General features: G+C 39.6%; 22 protein-coding genes. 13 read left to right on the top strand and 9 right to left on the bottom strand.

What is annotated here, in order from left to right:
• The first annotated feature begins 61 nt into the window (after positions 1-61).
• A complete protein-coding gene (locus tag R2Q94_RS14390; RefSeq protein WP_316822162.1) occupies positions 62-1489 on the top strand; it encodes an L-serine ammonia-lyase in 1428 nt (475 codons plus the stop codon).
• A gap of 30 nt (positions 1490-1519) precedes the next feature.
• Here the strand turns inward: R2Q94_RS14390 and R2Q94_RS14385 are convergent, their stop codons facing one another.
• From R2Q94_RS14385 to R2Q94_RS14365, 5 genes are all read right to left on the bottom strand, one after another.
• The gene (locus R2Q94_RS14385) at positions 1520-2209 is read right to left on the bottom strand and encodes an SGNH/GDSL hydrolase family protein (protein ID WP_316822161.1); all 690 of its coding nucleotides are present in this window, start codon (positions 2207-2209) and stop codon (positions 1520-1522) included.
• 23 nt (positions 2210-2232) lie between these two features.
• A complete protein-coding gene (locus tag R2Q94_RS14380; protein ID WP_316822312.1) occupies positions 2233-2529 on the bottom strand; it encodes a DUF2752 domain-containing protein in 297 nt (98 codons plus the stop codon).
• A gap of 45 nt (positions 2530-2574) precedes the next feature.
• Positions 2575-3036, bottom strand: a complete 462-nt coding sequence (locus R2Q94_RS14375) for a DUF5684 domain-containing protein (protein WP_316822160.1) — start codon at positions 3034-3036, stop codon at positions 2575-2577.
• Positions 3037-3103: 67 nt separating this feature from the next.
• Entirely contained in the window at positions 3104-3799 is a 696-nt protein-coding gene (lipB, locus tag R2Q94_RS14370) for a lipoyl(octanoyl) transferase LipB (protein WP_316822159.1), read from the bottom strand.
• A gap of 10 nt (positions 3800-3809) precedes the next feature.
• On the bottom strand, positions 3810-4451 hold the full coding sequence (locus R2Q94_RS14365; RefSeq protein ID WP_316822158.1) for a 4'-phosphopantetheinyl transferase family protein: 642 nt from the start codon (positions 4449-4451) through the stop codon (positions 3810-3812).
• A gap of 66 nt (positions 4452-4517) precedes the next feature.
• Here R2Q94_RS14365 and dcd point away from each other — a divergent pair, with 66 nt between their 5' ends.
• From dcd to R2Q94_RS14345, 4 genes are all read left to right on the top strand, one after another.
• Positions 4518-5054: a dCTP deaminase gene (gene dcd / locus R2Q94_RS14360; RefSeq protein ID WP_182960564.1), complete on the top strand. Its 537-nt coding sequence runs from the start codon at positions 4518-4520 to the stop codon at positions 5052-5054.
• 84 nt (positions 5055-5138) lie between these two features.
• Positions 5139-7838, top strand: coding sequence for a TonB-dependent receptor plug domain-containing protein (locus R2Q94_RS14355; protein ID WP_316822157.1), 2700 nt, complete (start codon positions 5139-5141; stop codon positions 7836-7838).
• 7 nt (positions 7839-7845) lie between these two features.
• Positions 7846-8607 carry an enoyl-CoA hydratase/isomerase family protein gene (locus R2Q94_RS14350; protein ID WP_316822156.1) on the top strand — a complete coding sequence of 254 codons (762 nt, stop codon included), beginning with the start codon at positions 7846-7848 and terminating at the stop codon, positions 8605-8607.
• A gap of 3 nt (positions 8608-8610) precedes the next feature.
• Positions 8611-9486 carry an SDR family oxidoreductase gene (locus R2Q94_RS14345; RefSeq protein WP_316822155.1) on the top strand — a complete coding sequence of 292 codons (876 nt, stop codon included), beginning with the start codon at positions 8611-8613 and terminating at the stop codon, positions 9484-9486.
• 34 nt (positions 9487-9520) lie between these two features.
• Here R2Q94_RS14345 and R2Q94_RS14340 read toward each other — a convergent pair whose 3' ends face one another.
• Positions 9521-10570: a beta-ketoacyl-ACP synthase III gene (locus R2Q94_RS14340; protein ID WP_316822154.1), complete on the bottom strand. Its 1050-nt coding sequence runs from the start codon at positions 10568-10570 to the stop codon at positions 9521-9523.
• A gap of 77 nt (positions 10571-10647) precedes the next feature.
• Between R2Q94_RS14340 and R2Q94_RS14335 the strand changes: the two genes are divergently transcribed.
• Positions 10648-10929, top strand: a complete 282-nt coding sequence (locus R2Q94_RS14335; RefSeq protein WP_316822153.1) for an ATP-dependent Clp protease adaptor ClpS — start codon at positions 10648-10650, stop codon at positions 10927-10929.
• Positions 10930-10969: 40 nt separating this feature from the next.
• Here R2Q94_RS14335 and R2Q94_RS14330 read toward each other — a convergent pair whose 3' ends face one another.
• Positions 10970-11566 carry a thioredoxin family protein gene (locus tag R2Q94_RS14330; protein WP_316822152.1) on the bottom strand — a complete coding sequence of 199 codons (597 nt, stop codon included), beginning with the start codon at positions 11564-11566 and terminating at the stop codon, positions 10970-10972.
• Positions 11567-11668: 102 nt separating this feature from the next.
• On the opposite strand from R2Q94_RS14330, the gene R2Q94_RS14325 reads away from it, so the two are divergent.
• The 3 genes from R2Q94_RS14325 to R2Q94_RS14315 are packed head-to-tail and all read left to right on the top strand — an operon-like array spanning position 11669 to position 15483.
• Positions 11669-14161, top strand: a complete 2493-nt coding sequence (locus R2Q94_RS14325) for an outer membrane beta-barrel family protein (protein WP_316822151.1) — start codon at positions 11669-11671, stop codon at positions 14159-14161.
• 14 nt (positions 14162-14175) lie between these two features.
• Positions 14176-14730, top strand: coding sequence for an NUDIX hydrolase (locus R2Q94_RS14320; RefSeq protein ID WP_316822150.1), 555 nt, complete (start codon positions 14176-14178; stop codon positions 14728-14730).
• A gap of 18 nt (positions 14731-14748) precedes the next feature.
• Positions 14749-15483, top strand: coding sequence for a lysophospholipid acyltransferase family protein (locus R2Q94_RS14315; RefSeq protein ID WP_316822149.1), 735 nt, complete (start codon positions 14749-14751; stop codon positions 15481-15483).
• Between the two features lie 12 nt (positions 15484-15495).
• On the opposite strand, the gene R2Q94_RS14310 is transcribed toward R2Q94_RS14315, so the two are convergent.
• Complete coding sequence (locus tag R2Q94_RS14310) at positions 15496-16248, bottom strand: LytTR family DNA-binding domain-containing protein (RefSeq protein WP_316822148.1); 753 nt, start codon at positions 16246-16248, stop codon at positions 15496-15498.
• A complete protein-coding gene (locus R2Q94_RS14305) occupies positions 16245-17273 on the bottom strand; it encodes a sensor histidine kinase (RefSeq protein ID WP_316822147.1) in 1029 nt (342 codons plus the stop codon). Before R2Q94_RS14305 ends, R2Q94_RS14310 begins: the two co-directional genes overlap by 4 nt.
• A gap of 308 nt (positions 17274-17581) precedes the next feature.
• Between R2Q94_RS14305 and R2Q94_RS14300 the strand changes: the two genes are divergently transcribed.
• From R2Q94_RS14300 to R2Q94_RS14285, 4 genes are all read left to right on the top strand, one after another.
• Positions 17582-17755: a hypothetical protein gene (locus R2Q94_RS14300; protein ID WP_316822146.1), complete on the top strand. Its 174-nt coding sequence runs from the start codon at positions 17582-17584 to the stop codon at positions 17753-17755.
• A 238-nt stretch (positions 17756-17993) separates the two neighbouring features.
• Positions 17994-19565 (top strand): M28 family metallopeptidase, encoded by a 1572-nt coding sequence (locus tag R2Q94_RS14295; protein ID WP_316822145.1) that lies wholly within the window; start codon positions 17994-17996, stop codon positions 19563-19565.
• A gap of 184 nt (positions 19566-19749) precedes the next feature.
• Positions 19750-20127: a BlaI/MecI/CopY family transcriptional regulator gene (locus tag R2Q94_RS14290; RefSeq protein WP_316822311.1), complete on the top strand. Its 378-nt coding sequence runs from the start codon at positions 19750-19752 to the stop codon at positions 20125-20127.
• Positions 20124-21812 (top strand): TonB family protein, encoded by a 1689-nt coding sequence (locus R2Q94_RS14285; RefSeq protein ID WP_316822144.1) that lies wholly within the window; start codon positions 20124-20126, stop codon positions 21810-21812. The genes R2Q94_RS14290 and R2Q94_RS14285 overlap by 4 nt, the downstream gene beginning before the upstream one ends.
• The last annotated feature ends 46 nt before the right edge of the window (positions 21813-21858 follow it).

Here is a 21858-nt window from a genome sequence, read left to right as displayed (position 1 = left end):
AATAGTCCAAAGCCTCCAACTAATAGCTTAAAATGTCCCGGAACTATATTAGCTTTGTAAGATGCAAAGGGAACAGATCTCAGTTTTTGATATTTTTAAGATAGGTGTTGGACCATCCAGCTCACATACATTAGGCCCATGGAGGGCTGCACAACAATTTACAGCATTATTAAAACAGAAAGACCTGCTGAATCAGGTTGATCAGATTAAGATTTTATTGTACGGTTCGCTCGCTAAAACAGGAAAAGGACATGGGACTGATGTTGCCATCTTATTAGGCTTAAATGGTGCAGATCCCGTTACATTTGATGTGAATGCCATTGATTCAACCGTTGAAGAAATCAAGACCTATAAAGTACTGAGCTTGAATGGGGAAAAAAACATCAGTTTCGATTACGAGGAAGACCTGGTTTTCCTTTTCTTTGAAAGCCTTCCTTTCCATCCCAATGCAGTTACTTTCCAAGCCTTCTTAAATACTGGAAAAGCGATCTCTGAAACCTATTACTCTATAGGCGGAGGTTTTGTGGTGAAAGAAGGAGAAAGTGGCAGTGATAAAGAACAGGTAGATCTTCCCTTCCCGGTGGAGAAAGCCGCAGATCTTTTACACTGGTGCCTGACTACCGGGTTAAAAGTTTCTGAAGTGGTGATGGAGAATGAGCTATCCTGGCGAACTGAAGCAGAAACCAGAAAAGGCATCATGCAGCATTTCAATGTTATGAAAGACTGTACTTATAGAGGTTGTCATACTGCAGGTTTCCTACCCGGCGGACTCAATGTAGCGAGAAGAGCCTGTGCCCTGAACAAACGACTGGTTGGAAATCATACTTATACAAATTATGAAAGCTGGATGACAGCCATCAGAGATGGAGGAAACGGCTTCAATTATATTCTGGATTGGGTGAGCTGTTTTGCCCTGGCTGTAAATGAGGAAAATGCATCCTTCGGCCGCGTAGTTACTGCACCAACCAATGGTGCAGCAGGTGTAATTCCGGCGGTGCTCCAATATTATATTGCCTTCTGTGATGGCTTTACAGAAGAAAAAATCACACAATTTATTGCATGTGCTTCAGAGATCGGTAGTATTTTCAAAAAAGGAGCTACCATTTCAGCAGCGATGGGTGGTTGTCAGGCAGAAATCGGTGTATCATCCGCAATGGCTGCCGCAGCATTAACAGAATGTTTAGGAGGTTCTCAACGTCAGGTATTAATGGCCGCAGAAATTGCCATGGAGCATCATTTAGGTTTAACCTGTGATCCTATTGGTGGCCTTGTGCAAATTCCATGTATTGAAAGGAATACCATGGGTGCAATTAAAGCCATTACTGCAAGTCAGCTGGCATTGCAGAGTAATCCTGATAAGGCAAAGGTAAGTTTAGATGCAGTTGTCAATACCATGTGGGAAACTGCATTAGATATGAACTCGAAATATAAAGAGACCTCGGATGGTGGTTTAGCCACTAATATTCCAATCAGTTTACCGGAGTGTTAAATTCCTCTGAATTTTATTAAAGGGCTTTATCTATTTCAGGCCCTTTAATACTTTTGGTTCCAGCTGAACCGCCCATTCCAGATACATTTTCGCTGAAGGATGTAATCCATCGGAGGCAACTAAAGATCCATCAGATTTTGCAAGTCCTGAAGCAGGAGTAATGTCTGTATAGCTGATTCCCTGAGCTAGCGTTTCTTCTTTGTTGATGGCATTAAAAGCATTTATTTCGGCTGTAATAACTTCAGTATCCCTACCACTTTGCTGACCATAAGGCGTTGCTCCCCAATCTGGGATGGAGATGACAAACACATGTGCCTTTTTACCAGCGGCAAATTGTATGGCCCTTTCCAATAAATTCCTGAATTCCTCACGGTACTTGCTTTCCGATTCTCCACGATATTGATTGTTCACCCCAATCAGCAAGGTAACAAGATCAAAATGCTCCTTTACTCCAGACGATCGTATCCCCTCTTGTAATTCAGCGCTTGTCCAGCCTGTTTTCGCAATAATCCTGGGCGTCGCTATGCCTAGCCCTTTGGCATTTAAAAGATGGCACAACTGATGAGGGAAACTAGCAGACAAAGGAACAGCTTCTCCAATGGTATAAGAATCGCCGATGGCTAAATAAGTCAGGGTATCTGTTGGCTTCATGGTTTTTGCAGTATTTTTTTCGCAGGCCAATAATACCAATAATGATAGAGATAACAGGAAGCTTTTCATAATTATCATTTACGAAAACCTAATTAATGCAGATGTCCGTTAAACAATTTATAACCGTAGTTGATCAGGATAATTGTTCCTGTAAACAGGTAGAGTATTTTAATCAGTTTGTCTGAATTCCCTTTGTAATAGTAATGCACAGGCAATGCAATGCTAAAAGTTAGTATAAGAGGTATTGTTGGAGGGTAAAGCAGAAAACTATCCTGCAAATTTCCCTTGAGTAAAGCCAATACAGACCTTTGAAAGCCACATCCAGGGCAATCTATTCCGGTGAGATATTTAATTGGACAGGGAATAAAAAAGCGATCCGCCTGTACCATATACAAAGGCCAGGCGGATCGCAAATATATCAATAATCTGAACAATTAGGCCTGAGGTGTAGTTGGAGGTGGATTAAAGGGATTACTGTTGCCAAATGGATCATTCATTCCATTAAACCTTTGCGCTTCTGCGGCAGAAGGCCCTAAATATTTAGCACCACCAAATCCTAAGATTGGAACGAAGATGAAAGATAATAAGACCAAGCCTACGGTAAAGCCTTCATCTTTACCAAAACTTTTACTCAACAGGTTCATTAGCCATATTCCAAAAATTGGAGCAGTACAAGGGATTAACAACCAAAGGATCCAAATGGTTGGTTTACCTACAATCTCAATCAGCACAATTGAATTGTAGATTGGAATCAGTGAAGCCCAACCGGGTTTCCCTGCTTTAACAAAAATTTTCCACATGCCGATGATGTTCATCAAAACCAGGAAAAGACCAAATAGCAAGAATGCTACCATGAAACCTCCAAAAATATTAGAGGGAGAGCTGTTATAATCCATAATTTGTTTTTTACAATAAATATAATATTTACAACAAATAAAACAAAAAAGAACAACAATAGGAAAATTAAAACAGCTCCATTTGAAAGAGCCTGGCAATATGATTTTTCAGTTTACCTTTAACTTCATCCAGATCTAAAGCCCTGCCAAGCTCACGTTGCATGGAAGTCACATCCTTGTCATCGATGCCACAAGGAACAATATTTTTGAAGTAATTGAGGTCTGCATTCACATTGAAAGCAAAACCATGCATGGTTACCCAACGGCTACACCTCACTCCCATGGCGCATATTTTACGGGCTTTATCCGTATCAGGTTCTAACCATACTCCAGTAAAACCTGGTGATCGGCCAGCCTCAATTCCATAGTCTTTAAGCGTCAATATGATCGCGTCTTCGAGAGTACGTAAATAAAGATGAATATCTGTAAAGAAATTGTCGAGATCAAGAATAGGATATCCAACGATTTGTCCAGGGCCGTGATAAGTGATGTCGCCACCCCGGTTTATTTTATAATAAGTAGCGTTTTTATCTTTTAAACCCTTCTCATCCAGTAATAAATTTTCCGGGTGACCACTTTTCCCCAGTGTATACACATGCGGGTGTTCTACAAAAACCAGGTAATTCGGTGTCTCCAGTTGCGTATTATTATTCCTGTTATCGGTTTTAATCGCAATCGTCTCATTAAAAATCCGCTCTTGCTTTTCCCAGGCTTCCTGATAATCAGTCAGTCCCCAATCTATGAATTGTACTTTCTTATTCATCTTTTGAAAATTAAGCGACTACATAGCCCAGCATATAGCCATCAACCGTTTTAAAATAGTTGACGGTTAGTTCTTTCATTCCTTCTGGAAGTGTAACCAATGCATTCAGACTACCTTCATTTTTTAATTTGAAAGGCTTGATGTAAATGTCCTGCTTAAACTCAAGACCTTTTCTACCATTCCATTTATAGATGGCTTCTTTAGCGCACCAGCATACATATAGTCCATTGATGTTATCCCCAATTTGCTTCTGAGCCAATTCAATATCAGATAGAAATTTATGCCTGATCCCTTTGATCTTATGTTTGATCAATTCAATATCTACACCAACTTTTCTGTTTTTACCTATAATTACTGCTGCATAATCATAAGAATGACTCAGCGAAATATGGTAATCAAGGTTTGGCAAAAAGGGCTTCCCATGCTCATCCATCTGACAATCAATATACTCAGAAGTATTCAGCATGGTTCTCAGCAATACGCGGGTACTCAACCAGTGCAGCAGGCGTTTCCCGTTGCTTAAAGAGGAAATAAAATCCAGCTCATGCTGTTTCAATTGTAGGCCGGAAAGCAGCTGCTCTTCGGTCTCTTCGATTTTCCACACGGCAAGTATGGTATTCTCGTCAATATTTTTATTAAAAACTACGGGCATCTCTATTTTAGAAAACTATGCAAAAGTATCTTAAATTAATCATAATTTAGCCCAATACTTGATAAAATGATACTTTCCGACAAACGAATTCTCGAAGAAATTGAGAAGGGTACCATCATAATTGAACCTTTTAAGCCCGAATGTCTGGGTACAAACTCTTACGACGTACATTTAGGCAAATACCTGGCTACTTATACAGATAGAGTGCTGGATGCAAAAGCGCACAATAAAATTGAAAATTTTGAAATTCCGAAAGATGGATTTGTGCTCCAACCAGGTACACTTTACCTCGGAGTCACACTAGAATATACAGAAACACATGCCCATGTTCCATTCCTGGAGGGCAAATCCAGTACAGGCCGTTTAGGTATCGACATCCATGCTACCGCAGGAAAAGGTGACGTTGGTTTCTGCAATACCTGGACACTGGAGATTTCCTGCGCCCAACCGGTAAGAATTTATGCAGGAATGCCAATTGGTCAATTGATCTATTTTGGTGTAGATGGGGAAATTGAAACGATGTACAATAGTAAAGGAGATGCAAAATATAACAATAAGACCACTAAACCAGTGGAGAGCATGATGTGGAAAAACGAGTTCTAAGCCCTTAGTTTACTTTCTTTTAAATTTACTTTAAGCCTCAATATTTGTATATTGAGGCTTTATTGTTTGTTTATGCTGATAATTATGAAACGTAAATTGCTTTATCCTCTTTTGTTAATTACCAGCGTCTTTTTCGCTTTTGTCTCAGGAGTACTAACTGATGATAATTTTGAATCACTCCTCCAAAGAATGAAGGATTTCAATGAAAAGTATCCTCAGGAGAAAGTCCACCTTCATCTGGACAAGCCTTATTACGCCATAGGGGATAACATTTGGTTCAAAGCCTACCTCTACAACAGCACAACTCAGGAGCCCTCCGACATCAGTAAAATATTATATGTAGAACTCATCAATGAAAGGGACTCTGTAAAACAACAGTTAAAGTTGCCGGTTATGGGGGGGGCCACCTGGGGTAATTTTAGCCTTCCAGATACCTTAACAGAGGGGAATTACAGAATACGTGCCTACACCCAGTGGATGAGAAATACGGGTCCGGAATTCTTCTTCGACAAGACCATTAAGATAGGTTATTCCTGGACCAACCAGGTATTTACCAATACACAGTACCACTACAGTAAAGAAGGCAACCGAGAAAAGATTGCAGCGAACATTACCTTCAAGGATAAACAAGGAAAACCTTATGCGGGAAATGAGGTCAGATATGAGGTCCAAGTGGATACCAAAAGTTTACTTAAAGGTAAAGCGACCACGAACAATGAAGGAGAAATTTCACTTGATTTCATAAACAACTTACCTGACATTAGTAAAACGGGAAGAATTATTGCTACGATTGCATTACCCGAAGACAGGAAAGTAACCCGTGAAATTCCGATCAAAGCAACTTCAAGATCTGTTGATGTTCAATTTTTTCCAGAAAGCGGGAACCTGATAGAAGGCTTGCCGACTAAAATTGGGGTAAAAGCAGTGAATTCTTCCGGTCTCGGGGAAAACATCAGCGGTATTATCCTTGATCCGAATGGAACAGAAATCAACAGATTTGGGACTAAATATCTGGGCATGGGGAACTTCATCATTAATCCGCAAAGCAATTCCAGGTATCTGGCAAAAGTTAAATTTGCAGATGGCTCTGAAAAAGAAATTCCGCTCCCAATTACACAAAACTCAGGGTATAACCTAACTGTAATCAATACTGATCAGGAGAAACTAACAGTTAAGATCATACGGAGTGAAAACTTAACAGGGCCTGTAAAACTAAGACTCGTTGGACAAAACAATGGAAATGTACTGTTTAGTCCCGAAGTCACAATTACAGAGCAGCTCTCGATCGTGAACATACCAAGAAAACAACTCATAGAAGGTATTTTACAACTCACACTCCTTTCTGAAAGTAATCAACCTATTGCCGAACGACTTGTTTTTATTTACAATCCTGCAGATCGTGCAACAGTACAGCTCAGCACCGAAAAAACAGTGTATGCAAAAAGAGAGAAAGTAGCCATCCAACTCAACAGTACATTCAATGGAAATCCGGCAGCCGGGATGTTCTCGGTTTCCGTCACCAATAATAATGCGGTAAAACCGGAACCTGAAACAGAAAGTAATATCCTCAGTAACCTATTACTCACTTCAGACTTGATCGGCTATATTGAAAAACCCAATTATTATTTTATAGAAGAAGGTCCAGAAGTTGCCATAAACATGGATAACCTGATGCTAACTCAAGGTTGGCGCAGGATATCATGGAAAAATATCATCAATAATACTCCACCAATCATCCGGTTCAAACCTGAAAAAACATTAGGCTTTAGCGGTGTAGTCACCAATTATTCAGGAAAGCCTTCCCCTAATAGTAAAGTGACACTGCTTTCTACTGCAGCGGGCTTTTTCTCATTGGATACTCTAACAGATGCTCAGGGAAGGTTTAACTTCGACAATCTGATTTTTGCGGATGATCCTAAATTCATCATACAAGCCCGAACCGAAAAGGGAAAAAACAGACTGGATATCAAAATGGATGTTGTACCCGGACAGGTGGTGACCAGAAGTAAAAATACGGGCGACATAGAGATCAATGTCAATGAGGCATTGTCTGCTTATCTGAAACAAAGCAATAACTATTTCGACGATCAGAGTAAACGTGGTATTTTACAAAAAACACTGCAATTAAAGGAGGTGAAAATTACCCAACAGAAACAACAGGTCAACAAAAATTCTCAGAACCTAAATGGAGCAGGCAGAGCTGATGCAGTTATTACTGCAGAGCAACTGATGACATGCCAACAGCTTTCTATGTGTTTGCAGGGCCGTGTTGCAGGTTTAATCGTGATGAATGGGAAGGCTTATCTGACAAGAAATGCTGGAAGAATTCCGATGTCGATCGTATTGGATGGCATGCGTTTGGATGATTTCAATCTGGATGACATTAATGTATTTGATATTGAGAGCATTGAAGTTCTTAAATCCGTTGGCAACCTAGCCATTTATGGTTCTAATGGTGCCGGAGGTGTATTGGTTATCACGACAAAACGTGGTAATGGTAATTATTCCAGTAGTCCTACGCCAGGGCTAATCATTATTAATCCTAAAGGCTACACCATTCCCAAGGAATTCTATTCCCCTAAATACGATGTTGCAGAGCCCAACCATGCTCCTGATTTTAGATCTACCGTATATTGGGGGCCACAGTTGCTCAGTAATGCACAAGGAAAGGCAAATTTCACGTTCTTTAATACAGATGAACCTGGAACCTACAGAGTCGTTTTAGAAGGGATGGATCTGATGGGACACCTGGCAAGAACTGTTTACACATATGAAGTAAAATAATAGCTATATGAATACGATAAAAGTCACTATAAAAGACCACCTGGCCCTGATTACATTAGACCGCGGAAAGTCTAATGCTTTAAACCGTGAAATGATTACGGAACTGAATGATATGCTGAACAGTATTGCATCAGAGCCCAATATCGCAGGAGTAATCATTACTGGTAAAGAAAACTTTTTTTCTGCCGGACTAGATTTAATTGAACTCTATGGTTATTCGGAAGAAGAGGCCGAATCTTTCTGGCATCTTTTTCTGGACTTTATTGCGAACATTACTGCTTTCCGCAAACCACTGGTTGCCGCAATCAACGGGCATAGTCCCGCAGGAGGATGTGTCATTGCATTGGCTTGCGACTATAGAGTCATGTCGGAAGGAAAAGCAATCATCGGACTAAATGAAGTACCAGTTGGAATTATTGTTCCGCCTAGTATTTTTAGCTTATATTCTTTTTGGATCGGTACTGCTCAAGCCACCAGGAGCTTGCTGGAAGGAAAATTGTTCAGTCCGGATGAAGCCCTTAACATCGGCCTGGTAGATGAGCTGGTCAACCCGGCAAGTATCCTGACCGCAGCAGAACGCAAGATCAGAAAATACATGGCTATGGAAAGGAACACCTGGGAACAAAGTAAGCTAAACATTAGAAAAGATCTGATTGCAGCAAGCCGTGCCAACCAAACGGAGGCACTCGCCATTATGTTAAAGCAATGGTGGGCACCAACTACCAGAAATATTTTGAAAACTATCATTGACAACCTTCAAAAAAAATAGCTCATGTACAATCAACCCATGTTAAGAGATGATGCCTTAAAAGGAAAAACGATCGTCATCACTGGTGGTGGAACTGGCCTTGGCAAGGCCATGGGTACCTACTTTCTGAAATTAGGTGCCAATCTGGTCATCACCAGCAGAAAAGTCGATGTACTGGAAAAGACAGCCAGGGAAATGGAAAAAGAAACCGGGGGTAAAGTCCTGGCAGTAGCTTGTGATGTCCGCGAATATGAACAGGTAGAAAATGTACTTGCCGAAACACTGAAAACCTTTGGCCGCGTAGATGCTTTGCTCAACAATGCAGCAGGGAATTTTATCTCACCAACTGAGCGTCTTTCAGCGAATGCATTTTCTACAGTAATTGACATTGTACTCAAAGGCTCTGTGAACTGTACGCTTGCCTTTGGTAAACACTGGATCAAGGAAAAGCAAGCTGCAAGCGTGTTAAATATCGTTACCACTTACGCCTTTACCGGTTCTGCTTATGTGGTTCCATCCGCTTGTGCAAAAGGTGGTGTTTTGGCGATGACCCGTTCATTGGCGGTAGAATGGGGTAAATATGGCATTCGAACCAATGCCATTGCCCCGGGACCATTTCCTACAAAAGGAGCCTGGGATCGCCTATTACCTGGAGACCTGGCTGAAAAATTTGATTTTAAAAACAGGGTACCATTAAAACGTGTAGGAGAACATCAGGAACTGGCTAATCTCGCCGCTTTTTTAATCAGTGATTTCGCCGGTTATATCAATGGAGAAGTCATCAGTATTGATGGAGGCGAATGGTTGCAGGGTGCCGGTCAGTTTAATGGTCTTGAAGCCATCCCCGATGAGATGTGGGATATGTTTGCTCAAATGACAAAATCAGCTAAAGGAAGTTAGTCTTTTAGCTTCAAAAAGATAATTTCTAAACAAATTACCATCTGATTAAAGCACTAGCCCAGGTAAAACCTGATCCAAAGGCGGCCAGGCATACCAGGTCGCCTTCTTTTATTTTCCCCGCTTCCCAGGCTTCACATAAAGCAATCGGCACCGAGGCCGCGGTGGTATTCCCATATTTTTGAATGTTATTGAATACTTTATCATCGCTCAGTCCAAGTAATTGCTGAACGTATTGACTGATTCTCAAATTCGCCTGGTGCGGAATCAACATATCCAGATCTGCCGGGCTTAAATGATTTGCTTCCAAAGCCTCTTTAATTACCTCCGGGAATTTTACCACAGCTTTTTTAAAAACTGCAGGACCATCCATATAAGCTAAGGCAGCGCCGCTTTCCAGCTGTTCGGTAGTCATAAATAAACCACCTAATTCCTGATCTGGGTATCCAGGTTTATCCTTCAACCATTTATTGGCACTGGCGCCCGGATAATACATGGCCAAAATTTCTGCATCTGCACCATCACTATGTAAATGGGTACTCATGATGCCTTGTCCTTCTTTTGTGGAAGGCTGTAATACCACAGCTCCAGCCCCATCCCCAAAAATGACAGAGACATTTCTGCTACGTGTCTCAAAATCCATTGCAAAGGAATGTTTTTCACTACCCACCACAAGAATATTCTTATACATCCCCGTTTTAATAAACTGATCTGCAATTGAAAGCGCATAAACAAATCCGGAACATTGATTTCGAACATCTAAGGCTCCAATCTCTTTCATTTTCATTTCACGTTGTAGTAAAACCCCACAACCTGGGAAATAATAATCCGGACTTAAAGTAGCGAAGATGACAAAATCGATGTCTTGTGCAGTAGTTTTCGCACGTTCAATCGCAATTTTTGCGGCCTCAACTCCCATAGTCGTGGTCGTTTCCTCTAGTCGGTCTGCAAATCTGCGTTCTTTTATTCCCGTTCTTTCCTGTATCCAGGCATCATTTGTATCCATAAAACGGGACAAATCATCATTGGTATAAACATTCTTAGGCACATAATAACCTATTCCGGCGATTTTTGAACGATGCATCATATTTGGATTTAATACAAATTTTAAGCAAAATAAACTTTAACTACAACATTATTTTGAAATTAGCTTATTTTTGTAAGATGTCAACAGAAACAAAAGAAGAAACCTTTACATTAGAAGAGATCCTAACCTCCTTAAAAACCGTGCATCGGTTAATCCTTTGGAATGATGATATAAACACCTTTGATCATGTCATTTATTGTATGATGAAATATCTGGATTATTCAGAAAATCAAGCAGAGAAAATTGCTTATGAAGTCCACAATAAAGGGAAATGTGCCGTATTGGAAGGCTCTTTTACAGAAATGGAAGTTTACCGTAAAATCTTACAACAAGAAGGTTTAACCGTTACTGTTGACTAAACCTCCCTTATTCCTATTCTTAATTCAAATCTGGTCCTTTTTATTGGAGCTCTTGAATGATTTTGCACAGCTCTTCCTGTGTACTTTGAGTTTTATCTTTAGCATACCAACCATGAAGTTGCTCTGCAATCAGCATCATGTCTGTACTTTCTTTCTTCCATTGCAATAATAAAGACTGTAAAACTTTCGGCCTGGGCCCCCATTGGCAGATCACATGTCCAGCCTCATCCAATATCAGTAATACTGGAATTGCACGACCACCATTTGTTAAATGAGCATCAATGAGTGGTAAATTTTTATCCCTTAGCACAAATTTAAGACTTATATGTTCCGGATTAACTAACGAAATTTTATTAAAAACCGGAACAATCTGCGCCGCATCACCACACCATCCTTCAGAAATTACCAGAAAACGATATTGATTTTTCAGGTCTTGCGTAGCTTTCAGCAGCTCAGAATTTAACGTTACGGTTTTATCTACCCTGTTCATTCTCTGCACATTCATCTTCGTATAATGCAACATCGCCTCGCTATGATCTACGCCTGTTGTTTTGCCTTCTTGTAGCAACTTATTCACCAATTCCCGGTATTCAGCATAGCTGATTCCCTCGTTATCAAAAATATTACTGTAATTCATCCTGTTTTAGCTGTAATAAAATAGTTACGACTCCCTTTTTAAACTTCCGCCTCTTTTCTTTGTCCATCCTAAACAAAACCAAAACTAAGAGAGAAAGTTCCGATGAAGAATCCGTTACACAAAGTACTATTTTTAACCTTTACCATTTGTATTACAACTGTAAAACTTAATGCCCAATCTACCGGAGAGGGTAAAATTTCTGCAAAAGTGGTCGATGCAAAGACCAATGAAACCATTCCATTTGCAACAGCCGTTATCCTAAACCGAAAAACCAAAGCACTGGTTAAAGGTGCTCAAACTGACATCAACGGAAATCTGTCTCTGGTAGCCCTGCCCAAAGGTGTATATACTTTTAAACTGAGCTATGTAGGCTATCAAACCATGGTACGCGATTCCATCTCCATCAATAATACCATCAAAGACATCAACCTGGGTACCATCAAAATGAATACTGCTAAAGGGACTGCTTTGAATGAGGTTACCATTACTGCCCCAAAAAGTACCATACAGTTGGGCGTAGATAAAAAAGTATTCTCTGTAGACCAAAGTCTCGTAAGTGAAGGTGGTTCTGCTGCTGATCTTTTGCAAAATGTTCCATCTGTGACTTCTGATATAGATGGAAATGTGAGTCTAAGAGGCTCTACAGGTGTTAAAGTGCTGATTGATGGAAAACCATCACTGATTGCAGGAGGGAATGTTGCCCAAATCCTGCAATCTATTCCGGCAAGTTCTATTGAAAGTGTAGAGTTGATTACCAACCCATCTGCGAAATATGATGCAGAAGGACAGTCAGGGATCATTAATATTGTATTAAAGAAAAACAAGAAACTAGGATTAAACGGAAATCTGGCACTAACCGCCGGAAACCGGGACAATTACAATGCAAGTACCAGTCTAAGTTTTCAAAACAGTAAAGTAAACCTTTACGGAAACTATAGCTACCGTTATGGCAACCGAAATGGTGGCGGTTATAATAACATCAGCTACCTGAACTCGACTTTCCCCACAGCTTATGCGAATCAGAATACCATTTCAAATTCCTTAGATAAAGGACACAATGCAAAAGCGGGAATAGACTATTACCTAAGCGACAAAGATGTAGTTAGCTTCTCTGCAGGCTTTAATCTGAGGGATAACGATAGAAGCGAATTCTTAACGATAGATCAGTTAAACCAGCTATATCAACCATTAGAATTGAGCAGAAGAACAAATACTAACCTTGGATCGGGTGGTAGTTACGACCTGAATCTTGATTATAGTCATAAATTCAAAAAACCAAGAGAAGAACTCACATTCAATGGGAGTTTTTCTGAAGGAACCAACGACAATTTACAACTATACAATACCGAGATTTACAACCTCAATGGTACCCCGGTAACTCAGCTTCCTGAGCTGATTCGTAACGACGCAAGTGGTATCAACAGGAATTATAACATACAAACTGATTATACCCTACCAGTTGGTAAATCAGGAAAACTGGAAGCAGGATACCGTAGCCAGATACGTATTTCAGAGAACAGTACTTTCTCTGAAAGATTCAATAATTATGATGGAGAATATCGTCCTAATCTTGATTTAACCAATGATTTCAACAGCAAAGATCAGGTACATGCGATTTATGCCAATTATCAGAACCAGGTGAAAAACTTCGGGTACCAGGTTGGCCTAAGAGCAGAAGACGCAACACTAGATACCCGTTTAGGTGTATTTAGCAAAGCCGGACAGCTGAGTTACATCCCTGGAAAAGTAGCCTATACCCGATTGTATCCTAGTGTCTTCTTAACACAGAAACTAGCAAAAGAACAACAAGTACAGCTAAGTTATAGCAGAAGAGTAAACAGACCGAGGGGCTGGGATACCAACCCATTTCTGGATGTTTCCGACCCTCTAAACTACCGTCAGGGGAATCCAAACTTAAAACCAGAGGACGTCCATGCTTTCGAATTGAGTTACAGTAAATTCTGGCCAAAAATCACCTTCATTTCTACTGCTTACATGCGTCAGACAAATGATGTGATTCAAAGAATCAGGACAGAGCCAGACCAAAACGGGATTACCATCACTACCCCTGAAAACTTAACTAAAGAACTGTCTAGTGGATTAGAGTTAATTGGGCGTTTTGATGTCTTTAAAGCCTGGAACTTTACCGCCAATGCCAATTTATACCAAAGTAAAATCAATGGTGTTCCTGCATTCGGAATTGTAGAAAACTCTGGATTTACCTGGAATGCGAACTTAACAAATAACTTTGTACTGCCTTACGGTATTACATTACAGGTAAAAGGAGATTACCGTGCGCGTCAGGTAATGGCACAAGGAACAAGAAATGCGATGTATGGTGTAGATGCTGGTGCTAAATACGACTTCAAAAATAAAAAGGCTTCTTTAAGTCTTAATATTAGAGACCTTTTCAATACCCGTGCATGGAGCATGACCACCAGCACTGCGAATTCTATGATTGATTTCAAACGCTATATGCAAGGTACAATGGGTAACCTCACCTTCTCATACCGATTTGGAAAAACAGATTTCAAGTCTAAGAAAACCAAAAGACCAGACCAATCTGAAATGCGTTCCGATGAAGAGTCATTTTAAGTATATTTGCGTCCATGGAAGAAAACAATCCCTGGACCACTCTGGAAAGCCGCAAGGTCTATGAAAATAACTGGATCGGATTAACAGAACACCAGGTGCTCAATCCATCGGGAGGCAAAGGCATATATGGCGAAGTACATTTTAAAAACTACGCCATTGGAATCCTTCCTTTAGACGATGAATTGAACACCTGGCTTATTGGACAATATCGCTTTCCGATCAAAGCCTATAGCTGGGAAATTCCAGAGGGCGGAGGCGCACTGGATTCAAATCCTCTAGACAGTGCAAAGCGCGAATTGGCAGAAGAAACCGGCATCATTGCAACACAGTGGGAGGAAATTCAAAGAATGCATTTATCCAATTCTGTAAGTGACGAATTGGCCATCATTTATATTGCCCGTGGTCTGACTATGGGAGAGGCCGAACCAGAAGAAACAGAACAACTCCAGCTCCGTAAGCTCCCCTTCGAAACTGCCTACCAAATGGTATTAAGTGGAGAAATCACCGATAGCATGAGCGTTGCTGCCATTCTAAAAACCAAAATACTACTCATGGAAACTGTTATTTAACGATACATCTACCCCTTTATGAATAAATTCTTAGGATATATTTTTAGTCCCATTTTTTATATAATATTTTTACTGTGCTTATTGATTTTTCAGCCGATACAATGGATTTGTTATCATTGTTTTGGCTATAAAGCACATAAGGCATCCGTAGATGCACTGAATTTCTGCCTCACCTACTGCGATTTGCTCTTAGGTTCATCCATTACCTTTATCAATACACAGGAATTGCCTACAGACCGTCCTATTATCTTTATTGCAAATCACCAAAGTATGTATGACATTCCAGGTCTGATCTGGTTTTTAAGAAAATACCATGTCAAGTTCATCTCTAAAATTGAACTGACCAAGGGTATCCCTTCTATTTCTTTCAATCTTAAATATGGTGGAGGTGCCAATATCAACCGCAAAGACAGCAAGCAAGCCGTTGGAGAAATCATAAAAATGGGCCAACGTATGAAGGAAAATAACTGGTCGGCAATGATTTTCCCTGAAGGTACACGTTCAAAAGATGGCGTACTGAAACCCTTTCATGTGGGTGGAATTGCAACCTTACTTAAAAAAGTTCCAGACGCATTAATTGTGCCTATTGCAATTGAAAACTCATGGAAACTGGTACAGTATGGTAGCTACCCATTAAGTTTTGGGGAAAAGATCCGCTGGACGGTATTATCACCTATTGAGACTGCAGGGAAGCATCCTGAAGCACTAACTCAGGAGGCAGAAAAGGCCATTCGCCATAAACTGGGTCAATAGCCTTTTCTTATTTTAAATGTTCTTATTGTCGATTCGTCTAAAAAATTCATCGCGATAAGTATCCCCAATAGGAATCACCTTACCGAAAATGGTAATCCTGCTACGTTCAATGCTTTCAATCTTATCCAGGGAAATGATATAAGATTTATGTACCCTGATAAACTGATTACTAGGTAGTGTTTCCTCCATTTTTTTCATATTCTGCAAAGTAATCACCCTTTCCGACTTCGTATAGATGGAGATATAATCTTTTAAACCTTCTATATAAAGGATATCATCCAATTGAATCTTTTGAATTTTATGCTCCGTCTTTACAAAGATAAAATCCTGAACCGGATGGGCATTGGGAGTAGCAGTCACAACAGGCGCAGGCACTGGTACCGGAGCTGATTGTTCCACGTTCTTCTGTTGTTGATTGTGTACTTTCTCTACGGCTTTATAAAACCGATCAAAGGCAATCGGCTTCAATAGATAATCAGAAACATTCAGGTCGTAACTTTCTAAAGCATATTGAGAGTAAGCGGTAGTCAGAATATAGTTAGATTTTCCATTCGCAATTTTCAGAAACTGAATCCCTGTTAATTCCGGCATTTGAATGTCCAGAAAGACCAGGTCAATCCCTCCTGCCTGGACCATTTGTAAGGCTTCAATTGCATTTTCTGTTCTTTTGACCAATTCTAAGAATGGTACTTTTGACACATAATCTTCTATAATATCAAGAGCCAATGGTTCATCATCGACCGCAATACATTTTAACTTTGTCATAAATCTAGCATTAATTCACTCGTGTAATGTGTAGCCGAATTTACAATATTTAATTTATATCTATCAGGATATAACAATTGTAACCTTCGTTCTACGTTGTTCAGGCCTACGCCTCCTACCTCATCTTTATTGTGTTGGTTTTTCCTATTGGTGATACTAAAATGTAAGATCTTCTGATTGGCAATCACATTGATCTTAATCGGGTCTTTTGGATCATTTGCCACTCCGTGCTTAAAGGCATTCTCCACGAAGGAAATTAAGATGAGCGGGACAATCTTCTGATCATCAATTTCACCATTCAATTGGAACTGTACTGAGGCTCCTTCTCTGAATCTTAGTTTCTGTAACTCAATATAGCTATGCAGGTATTCAATTTCTTTACTGAGGGAAACCCAACTGTCGTTACTTTCATAAATCATATAACGCATGATTTCCGAAAGCTTCAAAATAGCATCAGCAGTTTTATCTGATTTTTGATAGGCCAGGGAATAAATATTATTGAGAGAATTGAATAAAAAATGAGGGTTCAATTGTGACTTTAAAAATTGAAGTTCCATCTCCTTTTTTTCTGACTCCAAATCCCTTTGAATCCTTTCATTGCCAAACCAATCAATTCCGAATTTAAGTAAAGCAGACACCACAACAAAGAAACCTGAGGTGAAAACAGCTGCTAACGCATATTTACCAAGTGTCACAAATTCCCTGGTGCCATGATCATTTACTAATAAAATGATATCCGAATTTAAACTCGCCAATACCGTTTTAATCGCACTCATCACTACAATTAGCAATAGAATTGCCCCCATGTACAGACCATATTTGTTCTGTTCTTTAACCAGTAAGGGAATTAATAAAGTATAATTGATATAAAAGATAGAAATATTAATCAGGCCAGAATACCCAAAATTAACGGCAATCTTATAAATCGTTTGGGATTCTTTAGAGAAAAGAATACTCAAAACGACAAGGAACAAGATAAACGACCAAAAAATTAGGTGTACAATAAGAGGGCCTTTGTTTTTCATTGAAATATATTTGTTAGCTAAAGTATAAAAACAGCTTCATTTCCTACTATTGAATCTCCACAAGCCATTACTTATAGGTCTAAAGTAAATTTTTCCCTCTGTTTAAAGCATTGGCTTTCGACGAACAGGCATTTTTTTTCTACCAAATCGGCAAAAGGGACAATCAATCACAAAACTATACGAAATAGGCGTTTATCTAGGATAATATGTGCTTGGTCTAAAAGATTTTAGCAGTATTTTAAATTTTATTCTATTTGTTTCATCAAAACGAAACGATTATGAAAACTGCATCTATAAATACAAACATCATGAAAAGATTAGCAAATGTATCACCTTTCTTATTGTTATTGGTACCAGTATTCATGATGATGGTGTTGACCATTGCAACCAGCATCAGTCATGCACAAGATGAAGAAATAGCTGCTAAAGCTAGTACTTCCGTAAAAGAAATTGCACAGGTAAGCAGCATTTCTTTTAAATAAAGAAATTCAAACTCATTCCTAATGATCGGCTACTTCATAGCCATAAGAAAGGGAAAAATATAGTTTTTAGTTTAGTTAATAGTCAGAAAAGGGAGGTCTAGTACCACCCTTTTCATGTTTTAGTACCGTCTCCGAATCGCCGGAGACAGATGTAATAATTTAGCGAAAAATCTACAAGCCATTATCTTTTACTGTAAATTCAGCTATTCATCAGGACAACAACAACAACAATATATACATGAAAAAACTGACATTGACCGTGCTGGCTATCAGCTGGAGTATTTCTCTGTTTGCACAGGAAAAATTAGATCTTCCAGCAATACAGAAAATCCGCAAGGAAGGCCTTGAAAATTCAAAGGTGATGGACATTGCCTTTCAGATCACAGATGTTGCAGGCCCCAGGTTATCAAACTCACCTGGACTCAAACGCGCACAAGACTGGGCAGTGCAGCAATTTACCTCATGGGGACTAAAAAATGTTCACCTGGAAGCTTGGGGTACATTCGGGAAAGGCTGGCAAATTGATAAATATTATGCTGCTACCACCCTACCCTATTACCACGCCATCATCGGAGCTCCTAAAGCCTGGACACCTGGAACTAAGGGACCAATCAAATCAGAAGTTATTTTGATCAAAGCAGATACCATTACTGACCTTGCTCCATATAAAGGTAAACTCGCTGGAAAGATCGTTTTGTTTGATCAGATTACCTTACAACCTTTATCACCTTCTTACAAGCCGGATGTTGTCCGCTATACAGATTCTACTTTAAACAAAATGGCGGAAGCTGGCCCGCAAACTCCAGGACAGCGTGCTCCGCGAGCAGGCGCCGCCAACAACATGATGGCTCAAATGATGAAAATGAGAGCCACTCGTGCCGCGATGGCTGACTTTATGAAAAACGAACAAGTAGGTATGATTCTTTCTTATGCAAGAGGCAGCTACGGCACATTCTTCACCAGTAATGGTGCTTCCTACGCTCTGGATGCTCCAGCAGTTTCACCGGAACTGGAAATATCTTCTGAAGATTACCTGCACATCCTACGCTTATTACGCGCCGGACAAAAAGTAGAAATAGAAGCAGATATCAAAACCTCTTTTTATGATCAGGATCCACAGGGTTATAATGTCATTGCTGAAATTCCAGGCACGGACCGAAAACTAAAAGAAGAAATAGTAATGATAGGTGGACATTATGATTCCTGGCATTCGGCTACCGGCGCTACAGATAACGCTGCCGGTGCAGCAGTAATGATGGAAGCAATGCGTATTTTAAAAACCATCAATTTCAAGCCTAAACGTACCATTAGAATCGCCCTTTGGAGTGCAGAAGAACAGGGGCTATATGGCTCAAGAGGTTATGTAGCAAAACATTTCGGTGATCCAAAAACCATGGAGCTGACTAAAGACCAGAATAAAATCAGTGCATACTATAACCTGGACAATGGCACGGGTGCCATCAGAGGGATTTATGCGCAAGGAAATACTGCCGCCGCACCTATTTTCAAAGAATGGTTGAGTCCTTTTCAAGATCTAAATGCGAGCACAGTGACATTGAGCAATACAGGAGGTACCGATCACCTTGCTTTTGATGCTTTGGGCATTCCAGGATTTCAGTTTATTCAGGATCCTATGGATTATAATACCCGCACACACCACAGCAATCAGGATACTTTTGATCGTTTAGCCGAAGAAGATCTAAAAAGGGCAGCTACCATTGTAGCCTCATTCGTATATCATACTTCCGAACGTAAGGAGCAAATTCCAAGAAAGGAATTACCTAAAGTCCCAGAAGCAGCAAAAAATTAAATCAGTTAGATGTACAAAAACCTCCACTACGGAGGTTTTTCTTTTTGAAATAAAAATAAATAGCTACAAACATTTTGAAAACTAAGATATTAGTTTTAAGTTTATACTAAGGTTTTAGTTATAGTGAATACTGACGAGTAGACATGGTCCTAAAACCCATTAAAACCGGTAAAAAAAAAACATGATGGAGATTAAAGATTTAACAAAAGCAGAAGAACAAATCATGCAAATTCTGTGGCAGATTGAAAAAGGTTTCGTGAAAGAAGTAATGGACTTTTTGCCCGAACCAAAGCCCGCTTATAATACTGTTTCTACAATCATAAGAATTCTGGAAGTGAAAGGGTTTATTGGACATGAAGCCTTCGGAAAATCCCACCAGTATTTCCCACTGATTAGCAGAGAAGATTATAAACGCCATGCAACAGAAAAGCTGTTGGGAAACTACTTTGAAAATTCTGTAGAAAGTATGTTCTCTTTCTTTGTAAAGGAAGAAAAACTTGACTTAAGTGATGTGGATGAAATTCTAAAAATGATTAACAAAATTAAAAACAGACCGAGATGAGTTGGGCCCATTATATCCTGCAAGCCAATATCTATTTAGTGGTATTCTATGGCTTTTATAAACTGTTTCTGGCAAATGAAACCTACTTTACCATGAACCGGATTTATCTGGTCATGTCTGGAATCTTATCATTGGCTATCCCCTTTCTGAGATTCGAGTGGTTTACAAAGCAACCGGTAACCCAGCCCATTTATGCTGGGGTGGATCAGCTCCAGGACTTCGTCACATTGGTAAGCATGGCTCCCGAAGCTCAGGAAAGATTCAGCACTGGAAGTTTGCTCGTGATCGTTTATTTAGCAGGTATAATGATTTGTAGCTTACTATTTCTCTACAAACTGATCATGGTATCCAAACTATTGAAGCGCAATACCATCGGAAATGCATATTCTTTTTTCAGTAGGAAAAGAATAGATCCAAGCCTTCCTGAGATTGACACCATAGATAAGCATGAAGAGATTCACATTCGTCAGTTGCACAGTATGGATATCTTGTTTTTTGAATTGTTGAGCATTTTTACCTGGTTTAACCCCGTCATTTACGGTTACAAATCTTCCATCAAAAACACCCATGAATACCTGGCAGATGAGGAAGCTGCTAAATTCCAGGGAGACAAGGAGCAATATGTCCTGTTATTGTTGAGCAGATCCTTTAAAATTGCACCTAACAGTCTCACAAATACTTTCTTTAACAGATCACTGATAAAAAAAAGAATATTTATGCTACACAAACAAAGATCAACCAAAACTGCCATACTAAAATACGGCCTTTTTATTCCTCTTTTTGCCATCACGCTGATGCTATCTGCTGCCACTATCCGCAGTAATGAAGCTATCATTGCAGTAACAGAAGAGATCCCACTAAACGAACCTCTGGCAATTGTAAAAGAAGTCATACATCTGCCCTTAAAAAATGAACTGAATACAAAAGTAAAGCCTGCTCAAACAATTGACCCCAAACACCCCCGATGGATTAAATTCTATGAGTTTGCCAGAAAAAACCTTCGATATCCTACGGAAGCAGCAGAAAAGGGCATCCAGGGTTATAGTCAGGTAAAATTTAATCTGAAGAACGGGCAGGTCAACAACTTCAATATCCTGAATAAACTTGGCGAGGGCTTTGAAGACGAAATCCTAAAAATCCTGACTACCTATCAAAGTTTTAGTCCTGCCCAGAATGGCAATTATACTTTAGCTGTATTGTTTAAAATATCTGGAAACAACAGCCCAATAAAAAACCCTAAATTGACTGTTCTAAAAGGCTATCAACCTCTAAATACAATCACTTTGATGACCTTTGCAGCTAAAATGCCGCAAAATCAAGCAACCAGCCTTAACGGGGTCGTAATTGACCCGAATGACAACAAAGTTTATGATTTTGTTTCTGTGAACTCAGCACCAACATTCCCTGGAGGTATGGCCAATTTTTATAAATATTTAAGGTCAACCGTCAAATACCCTAAGGAAGCTCAGGAAAAGAATGTGCAAGGCAAAGTGTTTCTTTCCTTCGTCGTAGAAAAAGACGGGATGCTCTCTGACATCAAAGTAGAAAAAAAATTAGGAGCCGGAACAGATGAAGAAGCAATCAGAATATTAAAACAATCGCCAAAATGGATTCCTGGTATTCAGAAAAACAAAATTGTACGTGTGAAGCTCCATATTCCAATAAACTTCAGTCTAACTAAATGAACCAGATAAAAAAAACCAATAACTATTAAATTCATTTGTCTTTTAA

Source organism: Pedobacter gandavensis (assembly GCF_032678465.1).
Classification (GTDB): domain Bacteria; phylum Bacteroidota; class Bacteroidia; order Sphingobacteriales; family Sphingobacteriaceae; genus Pedobacter; species Pedobacter gandavensis_B.
This window is presented reverse-complemented; position numbering and strand designations above follow the sequence as displayed.